This window comes from Catellatospora sp. KI3 (assembly GCF_029948125.1).
Classification (GTDB): Bacteria; Actinomycetota; Actinomycetes; order Mycobacteriales; family Micromonosporaceae; genus Catellatospora.
The window spans coordinates 91608-112582 of sequence record NZ_JASAMB010000012.1; the positions used below are offsets into that span (position 1 = coordinate 91608).

General features: G+C 69.8%; 20 protein-coding genes. 8 read left to right on the forward strand and 12 right to left on the reverse strand.

What is annotated here, in order from left to right:
* Positions 1 to 67: 67 nt before the first annotated feature.
* Positions 68 to 850, reverse strand: coding sequence for a phosphotransferase (locus tag QEZ54_RS20130; RefSeq protein WP_281306212.1), 783 nt, complete (start codon positions 848 to 850; stop codon positions 68 to 70).
* Positions 851 to 980: 130 nt separating this feature from the next.
* On the opposite strand from QEZ54_RS20130, the gene QEZ54_RS20135 reads away from it, so the two are divergent.
* Positions 981 to 1868 carry a serine hydrolase domain-containing protein gene (locus QEZ54_RS20135; RefSeq protein ID WP_281306213.1) on the forward strand — a complete coding sequence of 296 codons (888 nt, stop codon included), beginning with the start codon at positions 981 to 983 and terminating at the stop codon, positions 1866 to 1868.
* A 2-nt stretch (positions 1869 to 1870) separates the two neighbouring features.
* Here the strand turns inward: QEZ54_RS20135 and QEZ54_RS20140 are convergent, their stop codons facing one another.
* From QEZ54_RS20140 to QEZ54_RS20155, 4 genes are all read right to left on the reverse strand, one after another.
* On the reverse strand, positions 1871 to 2479 hold the full coding sequence (locus tag QEZ54_RS20140) for a maleylpyruvate isomerase family mycothiol-dependent enzyme (RefSeq protein ID WP_281306214.1): 609 nt from the start codon (positions 2477 to 2479) through the stop codon (positions 1871 to 1873).
* Complete coding sequence (locus QEZ54_RS20145) at positions 2476 to 2937, reverse strand: SRPBCC domain-containing protein (protein ID WP_281306215.1); 462 nt, start codon at positions 2935 to 2937, stop codon at positions 2476 to 2478. Before QEZ54_RS20145 ends, QEZ54_RS20140 begins: the two co-directional genes overlap by 4 nt.
* On the reverse strand, positions 2934 to 3275 hold the full coding sequence (locus tag QEZ54_RS20150; protein ID WP_281306216.1) for a metalloregulator ArsR/SmtB family transcription factor: 342 nt from the start codon (positions 3273 to 3275) through the stop codon (positions 2934 to 2936). Before QEZ54_RS20150 ends, QEZ54_RS20145 begins: the two co-directional genes overlap by 4 nt.
* Positions 3276 to 3353: 78 nt before the next feature.
* Positions 3354 to 4346, reverse strand: coding sequence for a DUF389 domain-containing protein (locus tag QEZ54_RS20155; RefSeq protein ID WP_281306217.1), 993 nt, complete (start codon positions 4344 to 4346; stop codon positions 3354 to 3356).
* A 182-nt stretch (positions 4347 to 4528) separates the two neighbouring features.
* Between QEZ54_RS20155 and QEZ54_RS20160 the strand changes: the two genes are divergently transcribed.
* Entirely contained in the window at positions 4529 to 4717 is a 189-nt protein-coding gene (locus QEZ54_RS20160) for a hypothetical protein (RefSeq protein WP_281306218.1), read from the forward strand.
* A gap of 165 nt (positions 4718 to 4882) precedes the next feature.
* Here QEZ54_RS20160 and QEZ54_RS20165 read toward each other — a convergent pair whose 3' ends face one another.
* From QEZ54_RS20165 to QEZ54_RS20180, 4 genes are all read right to left on the reverse strand, one after another.
* Positions 4883 to 5929 (reverse strand): DNA adenine methylase, encoded by a 1047-nt coding sequence (locus QEZ54_RS20165; RefSeq protein WP_281306219.1) that lies wholly within the window; start codon positions 5927 to 5929, stop codon positions 4883 to 4885.
* Positions 5926 to 7284: a hypothetical protein gene (locus QEZ54_RS20170; RefSeq protein WP_281306220.1), complete on the reverse strand. Its 1359-nt coding sequence runs from the start codon at positions 7282 to 7284 to the stop codon at positions 5926 to 5928. Before QEZ54_RS20170 ends, QEZ54_RS20165 begins: the two co-directional genes overlap by 4 nt.
* A gap of 18 nt (positions 7285 to 7302) precedes the next feature.
* Positions 7303 to 9393, reverse strand: a complete 2091-nt coding sequence (locus QEZ54_RS20175) for a DUF87 domain-containing protein (protein WP_281306221.1) — start codon at positions 9391 to 9393, stop codon at positions 7303 to 7305.
* A gap of 209 nt (positions 9394 to 9602) precedes the next feature.
* Positions 9603 to 10661: an IS110 family transposase gene (locus QEZ54_RS20180; RefSeq protein ID WP_281306222.1), complete on the reverse strand. Its 1059-nt coding sequence runs from the start codon at positions 10659 to 10661 to the stop codon at positions 9603 to 9605.
* A gap of 278 nt (positions 10662 to 10939) precedes the next feature.
* On the opposite strand from QEZ54_RS20180, the gene QEZ54_RS20185 reads away from it, so the two are divergent.
* On the forward strand, positions 10940 to 12151 hold the full coding sequence (locus tag QEZ54_RS20185) for a transposase (RefSeq protein WP_281306223.1): 1212 nt from the start codon (positions 10940 to 10942) through the stop codon (positions 12149 to 12151).
* Positions 12152 to 12224: 73 nt separating this feature from the next.
* A complete protein-coding gene (locus QEZ54_RS20190) occupies positions 12225 to 12671 on the forward strand; it encodes a hypothetical protein (protein WP_281306224.1) in 447 nt (148 codons plus the stop codon).
* Between the two features lie 9 nt (positions 12672 to 12680).
* Here the strand turns inward: QEZ54_RS20190 and QEZ54_RS20195 are convergent, their stop codons facing one another.
* On the reverse strand, positions 12681 to 13073 hold the full coding sequence (locus tag QEZ54_RS20195; RefSeq protein WP_281306225.1) for a MerR family transcriptional regulator: 393 nt from the start codon (positions 13071 to 13073) through the stop codon (positions 12681 to 12683).
* A 93-nt stretch (positions 13074 to 13166) separates the two neighbouring features.
* Here QEZ54_RS20195 and QEZ54_RS20200 point away from each other — a divergent pair, with 93 nt between their 5' ends.
* Positions 13167 to 13832, forward strand: coding sequence for an NAD(P)-binding oxidoreductase (locus QEZ54_RS20200; RefSeq protein WP_281306226.1), 666 nt, complete (start codon positions 13167 to 13169; stop codon positions 13830 to 13832).
* 172 nt (positions 13833 to 14004) lie between these two features.
* Positions 14005 to 16077 (forward strand): NPCBM/NEW2 domain-containing protein, encoded by a 2073-nt coding sequence (locus tag QEZ54_RS20205; RefSeq protein WP_281306227.1) that lies wholly within the window; start codon positions 14005 to 14007, stop codon positions 16075 to 16077.
* A gap of 46 nt (positions 16078 to 16123) precedes the next feature.
* Here the strand turns inward: QEZ54_RS20205 and QEZ54_RS20210 are convergent, their stop codons facing one another.
* Entirely contained in the window at positions 16124 to 16939 is an 816-nt protein-coding gene (locus QEZ54_RS20210; protein ID WP_281306228.1) for a hypothetical protein, read from the reverse strand.
* A gap of 173 nt (positions 16940 to 17112) precedes the next feature.
* Positions 17113 to 18099 (reverse strand): twin-arginine translocation signal domain-containing protein, encoded by a 987-nt coding sequence (locus tag QEZ54_RS20215; protein ID WP_281306229.1) that lies wholly within the window; start codon positions 18097 to 18099, stop codon positions 17113 to 17115.
* Positions 18100 to 18311: 212 nt separating this feature from the next.
* On the opposite strand from QEZ54_RS20215, the gene QEZ54_RS20220 reads away from it, so the two are divergent.
* Both QEZ54_RS20220 and QEZ54_RS20225 read left to right on the forward strand, forming a co-directional pair.
* The gene (locus tag QEZ54_RS20220) at positions 18312 to 19373 is read left to right on the forward strand and encodes a LacI family DNA-binding transcriptional regulator (protein WP_281306230.1); all 1062 of its coding nucleotides are present in this window, start codon (positions 18312 to 18314) and stop codon (positions 19371 to 19373) included.
* Between the two features lies 1 nt (position 19374).
* Positions 19375 to 20952: an FAD-dependent oxidoreductase gene (locus QEZ54_RS20225; protein WP_281306231.1), complete on the forward strand. Its 1578-nt coding sequence runs from the start codon at positions 19375 to 19377 to the stop codon at positions 20950 to 20952.
* Positions 20953 to 20975 lie beyond the last annotated feature (23 nt).

Below are 20975 nucleotides of genomic sequence, written 5' to 3' on the forward strand. Positions count from 1 at the left end.
GCTGGAATCCGGGCCGTGATTCGCGCAGTCTCCCCGAAACTGCACTCTCACCAGGCCCGGAGGGCGGTCAGGAGGCGGGTCGGCGCCAGAAGGGGGATGGGAGTTCGGCGACCTCGGCGCCGGAGCGTTCCAGGTCCGCGGCCCACGGGAGCATGCGCTGGAAGGTCGGCTCGCCTGCCCCGGCCAGCTGCCGGATCATCGCGACGTTGCGCCCGACCCGGCCGATGATCGCGTCCCGGATCGCGGTCCGGTCGGCGGTGTAGCCGTACGCGTCCAGCAGCAGGTGGAAGCGACGGTGCCGGTCGGCCGGGTCACCGAATCCGACCTGCTCGGCGAGCTCCGCCGTCAGCAGCGGCACCCAGGTCAGCGCCGAGAAGGCCAGATCGTCCTCGCGCCGGGACGGGCTGGCGGTGTCCCAGTCGACGAAGCCGACCAGGGCGCCGTCGGCCCACACGGCGTTCCACGGCGACGCGTCCAGATGGGCGATCAGCAGGCCCGGCTGCCACGGCCGACCGGTGAACCAGACGGGGTCGCCGGCAGGCCGATACGCCTCGGTCGCATCGTGCAGACGCCGCAGCCAGGCACCGACCTGCCTCAGCGCGTCGTCGGAGCGCAGCCACTCCGGCCAGGGCATCGTCTCGCCCAAGGTCTGGCCGGGCAGGAACGTCAGTCGCTCGCGACCCTGGTCGTCGAAGCCCCGGGCGCGCGGGGCGCCGTCGAAGCCGACCTCCTCCAGCTGCCGCAGCACCGTGTGCACGGTCGCCGTCCACGGCTGCACGGGGCGGCGGACCTCGTCGCCGACGCGTACAGCTCCGAAACTGCGCCCGCCGGGCAGCCGTTGTTCGGTCATCCCACGGTTCTACCGTGATCAGACGTCCGCCGCGACCGAATACCCGGCTCCGCCGACGCGACCCAGACGGGCTGAGCGCCGCGGCGTATGTGGTTGTGAAGGCCCGGGGCCGTCGCTACAGTCCGCCGACGTGATCGAATCTCTGTGGTCTGGCGACCGCTGGCAGCGCCGCCTGCGGGCGGCCGAGATCCACTCGCTGGTCGTGCAGCACGCGGGGCGTACCGAATGCGCGTGGTTCCGCCGGCACGGTGGCGATGACCGGCCCGTCAACCTGCACTCCGTGACCAAGAGCATCACTGGCTCCCTCGCCGGGCCCGACCGCCTCGACCTCGGCTCGTCGGTGCTGTCGCACCTTCCCCATGTCACCGTCGACGATCAGCGCAAGCACGCCATCACCGTCGAACACCTGCTCGCCATGACCTCTGGCCTGCGGTGGCCCGAGTGGGAGGAGTGGGGCGGCTACGCCAGGCCCATGACCGGCAGCAGCGACCAGCTGCGGACCATCCTCGCGCCGCCGCTGGTGGCCGAACCCGGCACCGCGATGTGGTACTCCAGCGGCTCGTCACACCTGCTGGGCGCGGTGCTGCGCCATGCCGTCGGGCACACTGTCGCACAGCTGGCGGAGCAGTGCCTGTTCAAGCCGCTGCGCATCAGGCAGTGGCGGTTCCACGCCGACCGCCACGGCTACAGCCACGCGGGGTACGGGCTGAGCCTGCGCCCCACTGACCTGGCCCGGTTGGGCAGCGGGCTGCTGAGCGGCGACCTGGTGCCCGCCGAGTGGCTGCGGCAGTGCTGGCAGCCGCGCACCTACACGTATCCGCACGTCGGCGCATACGGCTGGCACTGGTGGGTCGACACCGAACTCGGCATGGTGTTCGCCTTCGGCAAGGGCGGACAGCTGCTGGCGCTGTTCCCCGCCCAGGAACTGGTCATCGTGATGACCGGTGACGCCTATGGCGACGCGACCACACCCCTGCGACTCATCCGCGAGGCGCACGCCGCCCGGTCGACGCCGTAACCCTACCGGGCGTGCAGCGCCACACCCGGTCGCGGCCTTGCGGCCAGCGCAAGGATGAGGTCCCCGGCCGACGCCTCGACCGGGGACCCCCGCCCGGCTTCCCAGGCCAGGTCGGTGGCACGAAGCAGCCGCCCGGTGGGGTCGACGCCGAAGTGGCCGCTCGCGCCGCCGGTGGTCAGCGTGTCGAGCACGAGCCGGGTGGCCGTGTCGTCGGCCGTTCTCGGGAGCCCGATCGCCGAGGTGATGTCGAGACCGTGGATGACGGCGTGGCTGAGCGCCCCGGCCGCACCGCCGCCAGGCGGTGCCCACGCCGCCATGGCCTCGCCGCGCAGGTCGGCCAGGAGCAGGTCGAACGGCAGGTCGCCGTCCCTGCGGGCCACCTTCTCCGACAGGGCGCCGAAGTCGTGCCCGACGGCCGCGAGCTCCGCCAGGAACGACGGGCCGTCGTACCGGGCGGCCATCGTCATGTGGGCGACGACGTGCCGCACGGCCCAGCCCGTACACAGCGAGGGCTCGTCGGCCACCGAGGCGGGCCGACTCGCCAGCGCATCCGCCAGGGCCCGCAGCTGCGGCCCGACCAGTGCCTGCGCATGGTTGTCCACGGCGTTCATCCGTTCTTCTCGGTGGCGGCGAGGGCCGCGATGTAGGCGGCGGCCCGGTCGAGCGCCGTGCTCCAGCCCGCGCGGGCCTGCGGCGTGCGCATCCACGGGGGCAGGCCGCGCTGGGTGGTCACGACTTCGGTGGTGCCGTCGCCGAGGTCGACGAGGGTCACCTCGCTGAGGACCCCGGAGTCGAGTTCGCGCCACGACACGTACCGCGGCGGGTCGACCTCGACGTAGACCGCGCGCATGGTGAAGGTCTCGCCGTTCACGTCGTTGACCATCGTGGTCTCGAAGGCGCCGCCGGGCCGCAGGTCGAGCACGATGCTCCCCGGTGGCGTGTGCGTGCCGGCCGGACCCCAGAACTCGGCCAGGTGCTCCGGCGTCGTCAGGCAGGTGAACACGAGGTCGCGCGGCGCCCGGTGGACGTGGCGGACGGTGAAGTCGCCCTCGGCGGACGGGACGGTCATCGCTGCTCCCCGCCCAGGCGCCGGAGGTGTTCGGCCAGCCGGTCGTGCCGGTCGTGCCACTCGGTGCGCCTGGCGTCGATCCATGCCAGCACCTCGACCAGCCGGTCGACCTCCAGGCTGGCCGGGCGGGCCTGGGCGACATGCCGCCGCGACACGAGCCCGGCGTCGGCCAGGACTTTGAGGTGGCGGGACACGGCCTGCTGGGTCAGCGCGAACGGCTCGGTCAGCTCCTTGACCGTGGCGTCGCCCCGCGACAGCCGCGCGACGATCGCCACCCGGGTCGGGTCGGCCAGCGCCATGAAGGTGCGGGCCAGATTCTCCGCGGTAGCAGCTTCCACAACTGGATACTTGCACAACGAATTCGTTGTGTAAAGCCCGTGACCAGCGATGGCGCACGCGCGGGCAGTCGATACCGGTCAGCCGGCCTTCCGGACCACGCTGCCACCGCGCCGGGGCCGGCGGGCGGCTACCGACACGGGCCGGACCGGTGGGCGCACCCGCCGCCACCACAGCCGCTGCACGGTGAGGGTGAGAGCGCCCGCGACCACGATCGCGGCCAGGTTGATCAGCAGCTGCAGCGCCGAGCCCCAGGCCTCGTCGGCCACACCGTAGGCGGCCGCCACCGCGACGTTGGCGGCCGCGGGCACCGTCGTCACCGAGATCAGCACCCCGATCAGCGCACCCGAGCGGGCCGAGGTGATCGACACCATCCCGGCGATCCCGGCCAGGAAGCCGACGACCCACGACAGCGCGTCCGGCCGCCAGATGAAATCGGTGTACGGCCGCTCGGCCAGCAGCATCGACCGGTCGACCAGCCCGGCCGCGGTCATCAGCCAGGTCGCCGCGACCGTGGCGGCCATCGCCACCGGAAAGCCCACCGCCAGCGCCGCGGCCGAGCGCGCGACCATCGGGCGGCGGCCCTGCACCAGGCCGATGCTCAATCCGGCCAGCGGCCCGAACTCCGGCCCGACGACCATCGCGCCGACGATGAGGATCGGCTGGTCGAGCAGCACCCCCACGGCGGCGATGATGGTCGCGACGATAAGGAGCACCAGGTACGTCGCCGACAGCCGCGTGTCCTGCCCAGTGCGGTGCTCGATCTCCTCCCACACCACGGCATCGGCGCCGGTCCCGGGCGTACGGGCAGCCGCCAGCTGTGCGGCGTCGGACAGGACGACCGCCGACTCGTCGATAGCGATCGCGCCCTCATGCTCGACGCCCAGCGTGCGCAGGTGGTCCAGGACCGCGTTGGCGCCCTCCCGGGCCACGTCGCACAGGATCACATCCCCGAGCGGTTCTACGGCCGCACCGGGAAGGACCGCAAGGTGGGCGACCGCCCCGTCGGCCGCCAGCGCCTTGACGACGGCGTCGGACAGGTGCGGCGGCGCGATGATTCGAAGGTGAAGCACGAATTCCTCCGGGGTGGACTGGCGTCGAGCATTGCGCATGTCACCTCTTCCCGGATAACCGGCCCCGACACCCATCGGAACGCCGATTTTCCGTGGCGCCCGAGGTTTCGCGCGGCGCCGGCGCGGATATCGAGAGGCGACCGGCCGTCAACCGGCCCGATACGCCGAGTGCGAGGTAGAGCATGTCCTTCCTGTTCGATCCCGACAGCATGGTCGTCACGACCGCGCTGGAGCTGCTGGACTCGCATCAGCCGGTATCGGTCGAGGACTCGACCTGCGAAGCCTGCGGGGCGCAGTCGCCCTGCGACACCGCGGTCAACGCGCGCCAGGTCGAACTGGCCACTGACTTCTCCCGCCGCTTCCCCGGCTGACCGGTCCTGGCTGGGACCTCGTGCTCCGGACACCGACGTCCTACGCTCGACGCAGACGGAGGTGAGCCGGTGCGTGTGCTGGTGCGGTTCGTCGGCCGGGCGATCGCGGCAGCCGCCGTTAGGAGTGCGGTACGACACCGCGCCCGTCGAGCAGGGCCTCCCAGGTCAGATCTCGACCGCCCGGAATGACGCATCGTCAGGGAATTTGGGCAGGGTCGTGATGACGAGCTCGTCTTTTGGGCCGCGGCCGGTGCGGCCGCTGGCGGAGTAGCGAAGCTCGACGAGTCTCTTTTGAACGCGCCACTGCCGCACGCCAGGGCTGTGCGGCTGCACCGTCTTGGCCTGGTAGAGAGCGCGGATATCGGCGTGGTCGTCATAGGACAGCACCCACCGGTAGGGAACGTGATGCAGAAGCTGAGCGGCAAGCTGCAGGTGATTGAACGCGGCGTACTCGGCCGTGTAGAGACGGTCTGCCTTGTCCACGTAAGGAGGATCAAGGTAGACGACGACGTCGCCGCTGGCGGCGTACTCCGGGAACTGCTCTCCGAAAAGCTTGAGGGTCTGCTGCCACTCACCGCGCCAGGCCGCCACGAGCCGTCCGGACCTGTACAGGTCGCCGACGAATCGGATGCGCTCAGCCAAGGCGTCCTTGTTGAATCGGCAGCCGATCGCGTAGTCCGATTCTTGTTTGCGTCCGCCGATGGGGCCGGCACGGCCATGCAGGATGCCGGAGAACGTGGTGCGGTTGAGGAAGAGGCACTTGACGGCGAGTTCAGGATCGTCAGGCGATTTCTGCTCGTAAGCGCGCCAGTAGTCCCAACGGTCGAGCGTCACCGGCTCGTCGATCATGCGATCGACCAGCCACTCAGGCCGCGTGGCGGCCGTGATCCAAAAGTTGGCGACGAGGGGGTCGGCGTCACCGATGATCGCATGGGAGACAATGCCGTCGGCCAGCAGGCGAAGTGTCGTGGCCGCTCCGCCTGCGAACGGCTCCAGGAAGAAGGGCGGCTTCTTGGCGTTGGCCTTGATCAGCTCGGCGATGCAACGGGCGATGCCGCTCTTGGCGCCCGGGTAGCGCAGCGGGCTGAGGTAGCGCATCGAGGCCCGATCCGGGTTCGGGAGCGGTCCGGCCTTGACGGTGGACGCGGTGGCAGCCTCGCTTGAGGCTGGCACCGCATCGATGGGGCGGCCCCCGTTCGCCCTCTTCGTCATTGCGCCATGCCCAGCTTCTGCTGCGCGACGAGCTTAAGTACGTCGGTGCCCACGCCGATGGGATATGCGGCAGTTCCGTGGGCCAAGGCGATCGGTACCAGCGCGTTGAGGTACATGGTTGAGCCAGTCCGGTCGATTACGTCGAGGATGGCAGGCATCGTCGGATAGTGCTGAGGCTCGGGGCGCCCGCCCTGCTTGCTGTAGGGCGTTCCGGTGGCTGGCGGGATGGTGACGACGAGTACGCGTCCATCTGTGGCGCGATAGATGAACTTGCGGCCCCAGTAGGTGGCCTGACCGTAGTTCTTCGGGTTGGGGTTGTTGGTTACGTGTGCGATGACCTCGTCATCGATCACAAGGAGCTGGCCAGGCTCCAGGACGTCGTAGCGTGCCATCGCTTCGGCGAAGTCGACGAACTCGCTGGACTTCTCCACGCCGCAGATAAACGGACCGAGCGTCCCGGGCTGGGTCATCGACTGGATGAACGCCAACGTGGGGGTCTTCAGGGGTGCGGTAACGCCTTGCGCCGCGAGAGGGCCGTCGACGATGAACAGCGTCTTGGGGAGGTAGGAGTTGCGGGCGGATCGCCACAGCAGGGTCATAAGGCCGATGACGACCAGGAGCTCGACGATCTGCATCAGGCGGGTCAGCGGCAGCTCGTTCGTCCCCTCGTCGGTAACGTCTTCGGTGAGCCGCAGCTTGTCGATCGGCACGACCTCGGCGCTGCACGCGGGGCAGGTGGTGCCGGTGGGCTCCACCGCGATGTTCTTCTGAGGGCAGGCGACGCAGTCGACCGGGATGGTGCTGGCGGGCCGGTCCGGTGTTCCGTGCAGCAGGTACAGCAGCTCCAGCAAGGTCTGGTTGAGGCCGTTGACCTCGACCCGTTTGCGCTGGAACAGGTCGAATACGGCCTCGCGCCAGGACTGCTTGATGTCGATGCCCTGGCGGGTGTAGGCACCGGCGGTGGGCAGGTCGAGGGCGACCAGCGCCCTCCGGGCCGCCTGGTGCAGGACCACCGGGTCCACGAAGCGCTCCTGGCGTTGCGTCTCCAGCGCGCCAAGATCGAGATAGACGGCCCCGGCTTGGACGTAGCCATAGCGGACCGAAGGCAGCCCCGCCCGCGCCTCGACGACCATGCGGGAGCCGTCGACCGCGATGGCGTGGCTCAGGGTCGCGGCCGCGCCGTCGGGCACAAGCTCTGAACGCTTCTTGATCTTGCCCGCGAGCCACTGCGTATCAGCAAGGTGCTCAACCGGCACGTAGAACTCCGCGCGCTCAGCAAGCGCGCGGACCACCGTATAGGTGTGTGCAGTGCGGCTGGCTCGCTCGAAGCCGCCGTGTCCATCGTCGTAGGGCATCCCGTTCTCCCGGCAAGATCAGAGGAGGGTACCCTGAGTGGGTGGAGGCACCAGAGCCGACTCGCCCGCGACCGCGCGAGCCTCGTTGACGACCTCCAGGCCGTAGCGATCGATCTGCACCGGCACGATGAACGGTGACGACATGGTCTTCAGCCGCACGTAGCCCTTGTCCTCAGCCTTGATGATGCTGTCTGCGTGCGCGGCGAAGTCGTAGAAGCGCGACAGTTCCTGCACCTCGCGGGTGTTGTTCAGGTGAGCGACGACCCAGTTCTTGGTGTTGGCGAGCACCTCGTGTGCGACGCCCGTCACCTCCTGCGTCGCATATACGAGGCCGATGTTGAGCTTCGCAGCCTCCTTCGCAAGATCCACCCATGGGTCGGAGCGATCTTTGTCGAACTTGCGCCGGTCGAACAGGTTGTGCGCCTCCTCGACCACGACCTGGATGCTCGGCGGCTTTGTCCCGGAGGTAAAGATCTCGGTCTGCTTGGCGATCAACCGGTAGACGATCGCCTCAGACAGCCGCTTGATCACAGCCTCCGCGCCCAGGTGCAGGTCAACGATGATCACGCGCCCCGCAACGAGATCCTCGTGGATCTCGTCGGCGACATCGCGCTTGGTGTTCTCGTTGTGGAAACGGTTGAGCTTGATCAAGTTACGGTAGCCGCGGACCCGGCTACTCAGGGACTGCCCGGTAAAGATCGGCTCCGTCGACTGCCAGCGCACGTCATCGGTGAACTCCTTCGCCGCGACGCTGCCTGCCTCCCGCAAGTCGATAACCTTCTGAACCACTTCAATCATGTTCTCGGCACGGATCGCGCACATGCCGTTTCCGTTAGGCAACAGCCGCAGAAGTGGCTCCTTGGCCTCCTCCTCACCGTCGCTGGGTGCTGGCTTCGGGGGGTCGATGGCCTCGCGAAGCTCCTTCTTCACCGGCACGAGCACGCTGTACCCGGTCGGCGGCTTGAAGCCAGCCTTCAGCAGGGACGCGTACAAGGCCAGACGCCCTCGCTGTGCGTACGCCGTGGCACGGCGGTCGCTGCGGTCGTCCTCGAAGCTTGCCTGCGCAAAGTCCTGCACGTATCCCGACGAGCTGTCAGCAAGCTCGCCCGCCACCATGGCCTGCACCGCGCCGATTTGCTGGGGATCGAAGAAGTTGATGCCGAGCGGCCGCACGTGCGACTGCGAGCCATCCGCGCCGAACTTGTAGATGCTCACGTGATTCGGGCCGATGGCCGCGATCTCCGTGCCGTCCTGGGTGTTCGGGTTGGCGTACTCGCCTTGCGGGTCGAAGATCAGTTGTCCGATTGGTGCCTCGCCCATCCGCCTGCGCCGTTCGGACACCATGAACACGCGGGCGGTCACGGTCTTCATCGTGTTGGACTTGCCCATCCGGGTCATGCCGAACATGCCGGTCTTCTGGCCGACGAAGTCCTCGACGTTGATCTCGACTGCTGCGTCAGCGTGGCCTGCGGCCCGAGCGCGACGCCGCGTCGAGGAGTACCGCACGACGCCGATCCGCACACGCTGGACACTCTGGTCCGCGACGGGCTTGAGATAGGAGGCGATGGAGGACAGCCCATCGCCAATGGGCTTGTACACGCGGTACGTAGCGGTAGCGTAGAAGTTGTCGACGTCATGTCCCCAGTCCAGGACCATCTCGCCGTCGAGCTGCTCCTCGTAGAAGGTGCCGAGGATGCGGCAATCCAGGCCAGTGAAGGAGATCCGTTCCTTCGTGTACGGGTCGATGCCAAGTACGTCGTCGGTCGTGGGTATGCGCCCACCGACCAAGGCTTGCCGCAGAGCCTCTTCGCGCACGCTCAGCAGATCGCGTTCCATCGCGAGGTTCGCGACTCCTTCGACGCGCAGGAGAAGAACCTCATCATCGTCAGGATCGCTAACCTTGCGGCCGGAGATGTCACGTGCCGTCGCCAGCAGGAAGCAGAATGGCGGGATGCCACCAGCATCGGCCTTCCACTTGTCGGCGGTCAGAACCAGCGCTCGCTCGTAATCCAAGCGGTACACGCCGCCGACCTCAACTGCCCGCGACGGATCAAGAAGCTCGCGTTGCAACAACGATCCACGCCCGACTCCCGGGACCAGCTCGACCACATCGACCCCCTTCGTGTCCCCGAGATCGTACTCAATCCTTACGACACAGAGTGGCCCCGTCACGGACAGTTCGCCGTTACCCGATTGGGGGTTTTCCCGGCGGCTCGGGCACGAGTCGATTACGCAGCATCGCCGCCCTTCGGCCACGCCGCGGTTGCGGCGCGGCCGAGTCAGCGTCGCGATGTGCTCGCCTGATGCTCCTATGGATGTCAAGCGCTTGTGATCGCGGCGAAGTCGGCCAGTAGCGCTTCGTGTACTTCGCGGACGATGTAGCGCTTGAGGCAGCGCATGATCTCTTTCTTGGTCAGACCCTGCTTGGTGCGTCGGTCGACGTAGTCGCGGGTGCGTGGGTCCCAGCGCATGCGGCAGAGCGCGATGGTGTGCAGGGCGCTGTTGGCGGCCCGGTCGCCGCCGCGGTTGAGGCGGTGGCGGTCGGTGCGTCCGGAGCTGGCGGGGATCGGCGCGGCGCCGCACAGGTGTGCCAGGGCTGCTTCCGAGCGCAGCCGGTCGGGGTTGTCACCGGCGGTGGCCAGCAGCTGTCCGGCGACTTCCGGGCCGACGCCCTTGAGCGCGCTCAGCCGTGGCGCGGTGCGGGCGATCACCGGACGCAGCCGCCGGTCGGCTTGAGCGATCTCGGCGTCGAGAGCCTGGACGCGGCCGGCGACCGCGGCCAGTGCGGCCCTGGTCGCCTGGGCCGGGTCGGTCATGGCGGTGTCGTCGCAGTTCAGGCCTGCGCAGGCGGTGACCGTCATGGCGGTGCTCAGTCCGGCCAGGTCGGCGCGGATGTCCTCGGGTGCCGCCGTGATCAGGCCGTGAAGCTGGTTGAGCGCCGCGGTGCGTGCCTTGACCGCGCCCCGGCGGGCCACGCGCAGGGCGCGGATGGCCTCGACCGGGCCGGTGCGGGTCTTAGGTGTTCCGGTCGCCTGTCCGGACAGTGCGGCGCGGGCTGCGGCGACGGCGTCGATCGGGTCGGACTTGCCTTTGGTCCGGCGGGTCTTGCGGTCGGGCCGGTCGACCTCGACCAGGTCGACGCCTTCGCCGGTCAGGTAGCGGGCCAGGCCGGCTCCGTAGGCGCCGGTGCCCTCGATCCCTACCTTGACCGGCCGCCCGTGTGAGCGCAGCCAGGCCAGTAGCTGCCGGTAGCCCGCCGCAGTCGCGGGAAACTGCTGGTCTGCCAGTACCCGGCCGGTCTGGTCGATCACGGCGGCGTGGTGGGTCTTGCCGTGGGTGTCTATCCCGCCCGTGACCGGGCGCTTCTTGGCTGCCATGCTGGAACCGTCGCCTCTTTCGCTTGCACCGAACAGAGTCGGCACGCACCCGCCGGGACGGCGGACAAGACAGTGACGGGACCTCTTGCACAGGCTCCTATGAAGTCACATGCCCGACCAGTGACGTGCAGGAACGGGCACCCGGACGGTCGACGAATCCTCACGAGGACAGAAATCGTCGGTCAGGCGGTGGGTCAGACCGCCCAGGTGACCCGCTCCTACATCCTCACTGTCAGGCGTCCATCGTGGTGACACAGACCAAATGCTACGGTGAAGCCGTGAAGCTGGTGGTGCAGGTCAAGCTCCAGCCCACGCCGCAGCAGGCGTCGTCGCTGGAAGCGACCCTGCGAGCCTGCAACACGGCGGCTTGTGAAGCGGCCGCCGTGGCACGCCGGACCGGCGTCTATCGCAACTACGACCTGCGCAGAGACGTCTACCAAGCGGTCAAGGGCGAGCATCGGCTCGGCGCGCAAGCGGCCCAGCACGTGATCAAGAAGGTCAGCGACGCGTACAAGACGCTGTCGTCCAACATCCGGGCCGGCAACCTCGGCAGGCCTGGATCAAAACGCCGCCGTGACGCCGAGTCTAGGCCGGTGTCATTTCGATGGGATGCCGCGCAGCCCTACGACGCGCGGATGCTGTCCTGGCAGGCAGACGCCGGTACCGTGTCGATCTGGACTGTCGACGGCCGATGCAAGGGCGTGGCGTACACCGGGTCACCGCAACAGCTCAAAGCCGTGGCAAGCCTGCCGCTCGGGGAGTGCGACCTGGTCCACCGCGACGGCATGTGGTTTCTGTACGCCACGGTCGAGGTAGCCGAGCAGGCGACGTACGAACCTGACGGCTTCCTCGGCGTGGACATGGGCATCGCCAACATCGCCTACGACTCCGACGGCAACCGCCATGCCGGAACACGGCTCAACGGCTACCGCCGCCGCCAGCAGAGGCTGCGAAAACGGCTGCAGACCAAATCCACGAAGTCGGCGCGCAGGCTGCTGGCCCGGCGCCGCCGCAAGGAAACGCGCCACGCCGCGAACGTCAACCACCTCATCGCCAAGACCATCGTGACCGAGGCTGCACGCACCGGCCGCGGCATCGCCGTCGAAAAACTGACGGGCATCCGCGACCGGGTCCGGCTCCGAAAGCCCCAACGGGTCACCCTTTCCTCATGGTCTTTCCACCAACTCGGCGCGTTCCTGACCTACAAGGCACACCGAGCTGGTGTCCCACTGGTCCAGGTCGACCCGCGCTACACCTCCCAGACCTGCAACCGGTGCGGGCACCGCGACAAACGCAACCGGCCCGATCAGGAAACGTTCACCTGTCGATCGTGCGGGGTCGTTGCCCACGCCGATCACAATGCGGCCCTCAACATCGCCCAACGCGGTGTCGAGGACTGGGGCGCAGTCAATCGCCCGCACGCGGCCTCACCTCGTAGCCAGCCAGGACGAGAGACCTGCAAGCCTGGCCCTTCAGGGCCGGGTAGTTGACCGGATCCGGGTGACGTTGCGGCCGGACGAACGTGGTGCCGCCCACGCCGACCTGCGACGGCAGGTGCCCAGGGTGCTACCCCTGCCCGAGGATCTGCCCGACGACGCCGTGGTCGGCCACGATGTCACCGCGAGCCCTTCGGGCGGCTACCGGCTCTTCGAGCGCGTCTGGTCCGGTGCCGGCGCCGCCAAGACCATGTCGCTCGATCTGAGCAGCTCCGACGACGGCATCACGGTGCATGCGGCACCCACCTCAGCGGTGTATCCGCGCCTGTGGGCATCGCGCCGCCTGTTCACGCTGGCACCCGGCGAGGCGGCCCGCTACGAGGCCAACTTCCGGTTCCGGGGCTGCCAGTGCACGGCGAACTGGTGGTATGAGGAGTGGACGGTCAACATCGCCAACGCCGCCGCGACGCCGGAGCTGTTCCTCGAGCGCACCCCGCGCCACCAGGTCGATCACCGCGTCAACCTCTACGGCGCGCACAGCCCGAAGCGCACCGGATCCGCGCACCGGCGGTAGCCTGCCCGGTCAGGGCAGGTGCGCGCGCATCCAGGCGCGGCAGCTCTCGGCGTCAGGGTGGGCGCAGTCGGCGAGGTGGCGCAGCAGGGCTTCGGCGGTACGCAGCAGCGCGATCTTCTCGATCACCTCGGGCAGCTTGCCCGCCGCGTACCGTGCCCGCTGCTGCGGATCGGAGGCGTCCAGGATCAGCATTATCTCCTCGACGCTGGCGCCCAGCCCTTGGCACAACCTGATCATCTCGGCCCGGTCCAGGTCCGCCGCCTGGTACCGGCGATGGCCGTTGACCAGCCGCTGCGGCACCAGCAGCCCTTCGGCGTCCCAGTAGCGCAGCGTGGTGGCGGGCACCTTCGACCGGGCGGCGAACTCCGCCACGGTCCACTGCGCGGTGCTCGGCTCGGCCACGGCACGCTCCCGCTCGCTTGACTTCGAGTCGACTCGAAGGTGTGGCATGCACCGTACCCACGCACCGGCGATGGGTTGAAGGTGAGGAGCCACATGTCCATTCGCATCACCGTGCTCGGCGCCACCGGCCGGGTCGGCGCCCTCGTGGTCCGGCAGGCCCTGGCCCAGGGTCGGCAGGTGACCGTCCTGGTCCGCGACGCGGGGCGGCTGCCCGCCGACCTGCCGGGCCGCAGCGGCCTGCGGGTCGTGACCGGACAGATCGACGATCCGGTGGCGGTGGCCGAGGCGGTGAGCCCGGCCCCGGACGCGGTCGTCGTCTGCGCCGGGCTGCGCTACCGGCGCGGTCACCCGTGGAGTGGTGTCGCGGGCCGGTCCGACGTCGTGCCGGCAGCGGTGCGCGCCCTGCTCCCGGCCGTGCCGCCCAGCACCAGGCTGGTGCTGCTCAGCGCCGTCGGCGTCGGCGAGTCGTGGCAGCGCCTGCCGTGGATCGCCAGGGCCGTCATCGGTACGAGTTCACTGCGTACGGCGTACCGGCAACTCGGTGCGGCCGAGCGGCTGCTGGCCGGGGTGCCGAACCCGGTGACCGTGGTCCGCGCGGTGACGCTCACGGACGGACCGGGCAGCGGGCGGACGGTGAACGCCACCGGGCGCCCGCTGCGCGGCAATCCGACGGTGCCCCGGGCGGACGTGGCCGCGCTGCTGCTCGACTGCTCGGCCGAGGCGCACCAGGGCTCGCGCGTGCTCGTCGCGGCGGCCTGACCGGCGCCGACGCCGACTGTGCCCGAACGGGGCAGCCGCCGCCGGGCACAGTCGGCGGGCAGTAGAACGTTATTGCGATCTTCGATGTCTGGGAGTACAACAAATTCACTGTGTTCGATATCGGAAAAAGGCGCCATGTCGCCATCGAACACACTCCGTCCCAGGAGGAATCGTGCGCAGACTCGCTCTCCTGCTCGCGGTCGGGCTGACCGCGGCGATCGCACCGGTGGGCCCGCCCGCCCAGGCGTCCACCCCGGTGGTCCAGACCACGGCCCCGACGATGGGCTGGAACAGCTGGAACCGGTTCGGCTGCAACATCGACGAGAACCTGATCCGGGCGACCGCCGACGCGATCGTGGCCAAGGGCCTCGACACCGCCGGATACCGGTACGTCAACATCGACGACTGCTGGATGGCACCCACCCGCGACGCCCAGGGCCGGCTCCAGGCCGACCCCGTCCGCTTCCCCTCCGGCATCGCGTCCCTGGCCGCGTACGTACACGGCAAGGGCCTGAAGCTCGGCATCTACTCCTCGGCCGGCACCGCGACCTGCCAGGGGCTGCCCGCGAGCCTCGACCACGAGGTCGTCGACGCGCAGACCTGGGCCTCGTGGGGCGTCGACCTGCTGAAGTACGACAACTGCAACAACCTGGGCCGACCCGCGATCCAGCGGTACAAGGCGATGGGCGACGCGCTGAAGGCGGCCGGGCGCCCGATCGTCTACAGCATCTGCAACTGGGGCGACGACACGCCGTGGATCTTCGGGCCGAACGTGGGCGGCAGCCTCTGGCGCACCACCGGTGACATCAGCGACTCGTGGAACAGCATGACCGGCATCCTGGACCAGCAGGCCGGGCTGGAGCCGTTCGCGCGCCGGGGCGCCTACAACGACCCGGACATGCTGGAGGTCGGCAACGGCGGCATGACCACCGCCGAGTACACGTCGCACTTCAGCCTCTGGGCGCTGCTCAACGCGCCGCTGCTGCTGGGCAACGACCTGCGCTCGGTCAACGACACCACCCTGTCCATCGTCCGCAACGCCGACGTGATCGCGGTTGACCAGGATTGGGGCGGCTCCCAGGGGCGGCGGGTGCGCGACGACGGCGAGACCGAGGTCTGGGCCAAGCCGATGTCCGACGGCTCGGTCGCGGTGGTGCTGTTCAACCGTACGGCCGCCACCGCCACGGTCGCGACCAGCGCGGCCGAGCTCGGCCTGGGCGGGTCGTCGAGCTACAACCTGAAGAACCTCTGGTCCGGTGCCACGTCCACCAGCACCGGCGCAGTCTCGGGCAGCGTCGCCTCGCACGGCGTGGTCATGTACCGGATCAGCCGGTCCGGCACCACCCAGGCCGCCCCGGCCGCAGGGACGTACCAGGTCGGCGACATGGCCTGGCTGGCCTCGACCAACCGCTGGGGTCCGGCCGAGCGCAACCGGTCCAACAAGGAGCAGGCGGCCGGGGACGGCACCACCCTGACCATCAACGGCACCACGTACGCCAAGGGCGTCGGCGTGCACGCCGACAGCTCGGTGCACCTGTGGCTGGGGCGGGCCTGCCCGCTGTTCACCGCCCAGGTCGGCATCGACGACGAGGTCAGCAGCGCGGCCGCGGGCGTCCGCTTCCAGGTCTACGGGGACGGGAAGCTGCTGGCCTACACCGACGTCAAGACCGCCAGCCAGGGCGCGACCACGCTGAGCGTGCCCACGGCCGGGTACGCGACGCTGGAGCTGCGGGCCGCCGACGGCCGCAACGGCATCGACTACGACCACGGCGACTGGGGCGCGGCGACGCTCACCTGCACCACGGCCGGCACCGGGTCGAACGCCTCCGACCTGGCCTGGACCTCGTCCAGCAACGGCTGGGGCGCGGCCGAGCGCGACCAGTCCAACGGCGAGACCGCCACCGGTGACGGCGTCGTGCCGGTGGTCGGCGGCGTCAGCTACGTCAAGGGCATCGGTACGCACGCCGCCAGCGACATCGCGCTCGCGCTCAACGGCACCTGCCAGCGCTTCACGGCGGTGGTCGGGATCGACGGCGAGGTGACGTCGGCGGCGGCCAGCTCGGTCTTCACGGTGGTCGCGGACGGGGTCACGCTCTGGACGAGCCCCACGCTGCGCGCCGGGGCCGCCGCCACGGTGGACGTGAGCGTGGCCGGTCGGTCCACGCTCCGGCTGGTGGTCGCCGACGCTGGTGACGGCAACGCCTATGACCACGGCAGTTGGGGTGGAGTGCGCTTGAGCTGCTGAATCAAACCGCCGCCGCGACTCGGGTCGAGTCGCGGCGGCGGTCGTGTCACGGGGTGGCGGCTGGGAAGTTCCTCACCGGGCACGTGTTCGGGGTCGCCGGGTCCACCAGCTTCAACGCGTGCGCGATGCCGTCCTCGGGCACCTGCGGCAGCTCGGGTTCCCGGTCCCCGACGAACACCAGGGCATGCCATCCGGTGACGGTGGCCGTGTACTTCGTACACCCGTCGACGACCGCCGCCGACTGGCCGGACGCTGCGGCGGTCCGGTTGCGGACGTAGGTGGACGGCGTACCCGCTGTGCTGCTGACCAGGTAGAGATGCTGGGCTGCGGTGGGTGTGGTGGCCCAGAACGCCTGGCCAGAGGTGAGCCAGATGTCGGCGATGGAGACGATGTCGTGATCGGCCAGGACCGCGAAGGCCAGGTCCGGATCGGACGCGCCGGTGCTGCCCGGGTGCGTGACCGCCGGCAGCACGATCGTGCTCGCCCCGGTCTGGCGCTCGACCGAGTAGGTCCCCGACCCGCTGTACGCGGTGACCGTCGCCAGGTAGCGGCCGACCGGCCGGAACCCGCTGTTGGAGTTGACCGCGATGAAGTCGGTGCGGCCGGTGCCCTGCGTGCTGGTGCCCAGGGCGGTGCCGCCGCCGGAGAGCGCGAGGTCGAAGTCGCCGCTGCCCGGTGACTGCAGCGCGACCACCGACCAGTAGGTGTCGGTAGTGCTGTAGTGGTAGGACTGCGGCGTGGCCGACAGGGTGACCGAGTCGTTCGACAGGTATACGGACGCCGCGGCGATGCCTGGTGCGGCCAGCACCAGCAGTCCGGTGGCAGCCGCGGCGGCGAGAGCGGCGAGACGGCGAGGTGACACTGTTCCTCCAGGGGTGGTCACCGCGACGGTAGCCCCGAAACAAGATCCAGGCTGTCGGGTTGCCGATCAGTTCAGGCCTGTCGCGGGCCTTCGTCGGCAACCTGTCACGCGCCTGCCGTCGGACCGGCGCACCGCCGGTCCGACGGCAGCCGGCCGTACCGATCGGGCGCCGGTCAGACGGCGCGGGCGACCGCGATGGTGGCGTCGAGGCGGGGTCCTGCCTCGTAGAACATGTACTGCACGCCGCCGTCGGTGCCGAAGGACGGGGCGGCGCTGCGGCCCCGGTCGGGAGCGCCGTCCAGGGCGTAGTGGAACACCCCGAGGTGCACCTCGCGGTCGAAGCTGTTGCCGACCTCGGTGAGGTACATGTCGCCGCTGCCGCCGTGGTAGACGATGTAGGCGGTTTCGTTGCGCTTGAGCAGGTGTGCGCCGGAGATGTCGGTCTGCCCGTCCGGGCCGGGGGTGACCAGCGGGGTGGGGTCGTAGGACCAGGACTTGCCGTCGGCCGACCACCCCCAGAAGATCTTGCGGGTACCGCCGGTGACGCCCATGAACACCATGACGTACTTGTTCCCGAGGCCGGGCACCGCGTGCTCGAACACCCGGGCGTACGACGTCTCGGTGGCGCCCGGGATGACGCCGGTGTGCAGCACCCGCCCGAAGTAGGTGAAGTTGACGCCGTCGGTGGACCAGGCCATCCGGGTCGTGTGGTTCTCGCCGTGGTAGTACAGGTAGAACTTCGAGTTCGCGGCGTTCCAGATGACGTGCGGCGACGACACGTGGCTCACCGAGTAGTGCGGTGACCACACGTTCTTCACGATCGGGTTGTTCGGGTACTCGGTGAACTGGCCGCCCAGCGAGTTGCCGTAGGCCAGGCAGATGCCGCCGGGGGCGTCGTGCGGGGCGTAGTAGAGGTAGTACCGGGCCAGCGGGGCGGCGAGCTTGTCGTACACCCCGCGGATGCACGGGAAGATCAGCTCGCCGGTGGGGTTGTAGCGCAGGTTGGCCTTGGTGAACGGGGTCCCGAGGTACTTGTACGTCGGGAAGCCGGCCGGGGCGGCGTGGGCGGTGCCGCCGAGCAGCGTGGCCGCGCCGAGCCCGCCGGCCGCCACCGCGGCGGTGCCCTTGAGGAGCTGCCGCCGGTTGAGGGACGGGTTCATCGGTGGTGCCTCCTGTCGATGGAGTTAACCGAAAGTAACCGGAAGTCTGGGCGTCGGCGCGCGGGTGCGTCAAGGGGCTAATACGAATTAGTTCAGGAGATTCGATCGCGCTCGATTTGCCGCCGAGGTCTTGACGAACCCGGAGGGCGGCAGCAATATGTCATCTCACCGAAACAACTAATGCGCATTAGCCAGAGGATTGGACACGTACCGTGACCGGAGCAGCCCGCAGGCGGGTGACCCAGCAGGACATCGCCCGGATGACCGGGGTCAGCCAGGCCACCGTCTCGCTCGTGCTCAACGGGCGCGCCGAGGACAGCGTGAAGCTGTCGGCCGAGACCCGCGAGCGGGTGCTGCGCGCGATCGCCGAGACCGGCTACGTCGCCGACCCGATCGCGCGGCGGCTGGCCGCCCGGCACAACCGCATCCTGGGCGTGTTCACCTACGAGCCGGTGTTCCCCAGCGCCAACAGCGACTTCTACCACCCGTTCCTGGTCGGCATCGAGCAGCAGGCCGAGCAGCTCGGCTGCGACCTGCTGCTGCTGACCAGCGCGCCGGTCGTCGACGGCCAGCGCCGCATCTTCCACCAGGACAACCGGCTGCGCCTGGCCGACGGCAGCATCCTGCTGGGCCGCTCGCTGGACCGCTCCGACCTGGCCCGGCTGCTGGCCGAGGAGGTGCCGTTCGTGTCGATCGGCCGCCGCGACGACGCGGGCGGCCCGGTGCCCAGCGTCGGCGCCGACTACCCAGCCGCGGTCGCGGTGCTGGTGCGCCGGGCCGTCGAGCTGGGCCATGAGCGCCTGGCGTACCTGGGCCAGGGCGCCGGACCGGAGTCGTGGGCCGACCGTATGCGCGGGTTCCGCACCGCCGTCGCGGGCGCCGGGGTCACCGGCGTGCACTACCCCACCCGCGAACCCTCCGGTACACCCGCGGAGGCCACCGAGCCCGGCCCGGACCTGGCCGCGGCGCTGGACGCCGCGCTGGCCGCCGGGGTTACGGCGGTGCTGGCCGAGGAGCACGCCGACGGGGTGGCGCTGCACGAGCTGGCCCGCTCGCGCGGGGTGCGGCTGTCCATCGCGACGCTCGGCGAGCCGACCCGGGCCGCGCCGGCCACCGAGACCGAGTTCACCAGCCTGCGGATCCCCCGGCAGGCGATGGGCGCCCAGGCCGTCGAGGTCCTGATGGCGGTCATCGAGGGCACGCCCGGACCGCGCCAGCGGCTGCTGCCGTGCGAGGTCGTGCCCGGCACCACGCTCATCGAAAGAGGTATCTGACATGCGGGCTGAGATCCTGGTCGTCGGCGGCGGCCTGGGCGGCGTCGCGGCGGCGCTGGGTGCGCTGCGGGCCGGTCGCCGGGTCGTGCTCACCGAGGAGTACGACTGGCTCGGCGGCCAGCTGACCAGCCAGGCCGTCCCCCCGGACGAGCACAGCTGGGTGGAGCAGTTCGGGGTGACCGCGAGCTACCGCGCGCTGCGCGAGGGCATCCGCGACCACTACCGGCGGCACTACCCGCTGACGCCGGCGGCGCGGGCGTGGCGCGAGCTGAACCCCGGCGGCGGGCACGTCAGCCGCCTGTGCCACGAGCCGCGGGTGGCGGTGGCGGTGATCGAGGCGATGCTGGCGCCGTACCGGTCGTCGGGGCGGTTGACGGTGCTGCAGCCGTACCGGCCGGTGGCCGCCGAGGTGGACGGCGACCGGGTCGGCGCGGTGACCGTGCAGCACTGCCGCACCGGCGAAGAAATCACCATCGAGGCTGCGTACGTGCTGGACGCGACCGAGACCGGCGAGCTGCTGCCGCTGACCGGCACCGAGTACGTCACCGGCTTCGAGTCCCGCCACGACACCGGCGAGCCGAGCGCACCGGATGCGGCGCAGCCGATGAACATGCAGGCGGTGTCGGTGTGCTTCGCGATCGACCACGTCGACGGCGACCACACCATCGACAAGCCCGCCCAGTACGACTTCTGGCGCGCGTACCGGCCGGACTTCTGGGGCGACCGGCTGCTGTCGTTCCGCTCCCCCAACCCGCGCACGCTGGCGATCAGCGAGCGCAGCTTCACCCCGAACCCCGACGACGACCCGCTGTCGGTCGTCGCGGACCAGCGGTTGAGCCCCGGCGACGGCAACCTCTGGACGTTCCGGCGCATCGCGGCCCGCAAGCTGTTCGCGCCCGGCACGTACGACAGCGACATCTGCCTGGTCAACTGGCCGATGATCGACTATTTCGAGGGCCCGGTCATCGACGTGCCGGACGCGGCGGAGCACCTGGCCAACGCGCGGCAGCTGTCGCTGTCGGTCCTCTACTGGCTGCAGACCGAGGCCGGGTTCCCCGGGCTGCGGCTGCGCGGCGACGTCACCGGCGGCTCGGCCGACGGCCTGGCGGTCGCGCCCTACATCCGCGAGTCGCGGCGGATCCGGGCCGAGTACACCGTGGTCGAGCAGGACCTGTCGCTGGCCGTACGCGGCGACAAGGGCGCGGTGTCCTACCACGACGCGGTCGGGGTCGGCATGTACCGCATCGACCTGCACCCCTCCACCGGCGGCGACAACTACATCGACGTCGGGTCCTGCCCCTTCGAGATCCCTCTCGGCGCGCTGATCCCGCGCCGGATGGAGAACCTGCTGCCCGCGGGCAAGAACATCGGCACCACCCACATCACCAACGGCTCGTTCCGGCTGCATCCGGTCGAGTGGAACGTCGGTGAGGTCGCGGGGGCGCTGGCCGCGTACAGCCTGTCGCACGAGACCACGCCGCGAGGCGTGCGCAACAGCCCCGAGCTGCTCTCGGGGTTCCAGGCACAGCTGGTCCGCGACGGCGTCGAGCTGCGCTGGCCCGACGTGTCCGGTTACTGAGTGTTTCCGACTATGGAGTTGGA

Excerpts from the sequence above, each read along its gene's own strand:
- QEZ54_RS20140 (WP_281306214.1), bottom strand. The coding sequence starts at position 2,479 with ATGAACGCCGTGGACAACCATGCGCAGGCACTGGTCGGGCCGCAGCTG.
- QEZ54_RS20145 (WP_281306215.1), bottom strand. The coding sequence starts at position 2,937 with ATGACCGTCCCGTCCGCCGAGGGCGACTTCACCGTCCGCCACGTCCAC.
- QEZ54_RS20225 (WP_281306231.1), top strand. The coding sequence starts at position 19,375 with ATGCGGGCTGAGATCCTGGTCGTCGGCGGCGGCCTGGGCGGCGTCGCG.
- QEZ54_RS20170 (WP_281306220.1), bottom strand. The coding sequence starts at position 7,284 with ATGCCCTACGACGATGGACACGGCGGCTTCGAGCGAGCCAGCCGCACT.
- QEZ54_RS20130 (WP_281306212.1), bottom strand. The coding sequence starts at position 850 with ATGACCGAACAACGGCTGCCCGGCGGGCGCAGTTTCGGAGCTGTACGC.
- QEZ54_RS20200 (WP_281306226.1), top strand. The coding sequence starts at position 13,167 with ATGTCCATTCGCATCACCGTGCTCGGCGCCACCGGCCGGGTCGGCGCC.
- QEZ54_RS20180 (WP_281306222.1), bottom strand. The coding sequence starts at position 10,661 with ATGGCAGCCAAGAAGCGCCCGGTCACGGGCGGGATAGACACCCACGGC.
- QEZ54_RS20215 (WP_281306229.1), bottom strand. The coding sequence starts at position 18,099 with ATGAACCCGTCCCTCAACCGGCGGCAGCTCCTCAAGGGCACCGCCGCG.
- QEZ54_RS20165 (WP_281306219.1), bottom strand. The coding sequence starts at position 5,929 with ATGACGAAGAGGGCGAACGGGGGCCGCCCCATCGATGCGGTGCCAGCC.
- QEZ54_RS20160 (WP_281306218.1), top strand. The coding sequence starts at position 4,529 with ATGTCCTTCCTGTTCGATCCCGACAGCATGGTCGTCACGACCGCGCTG.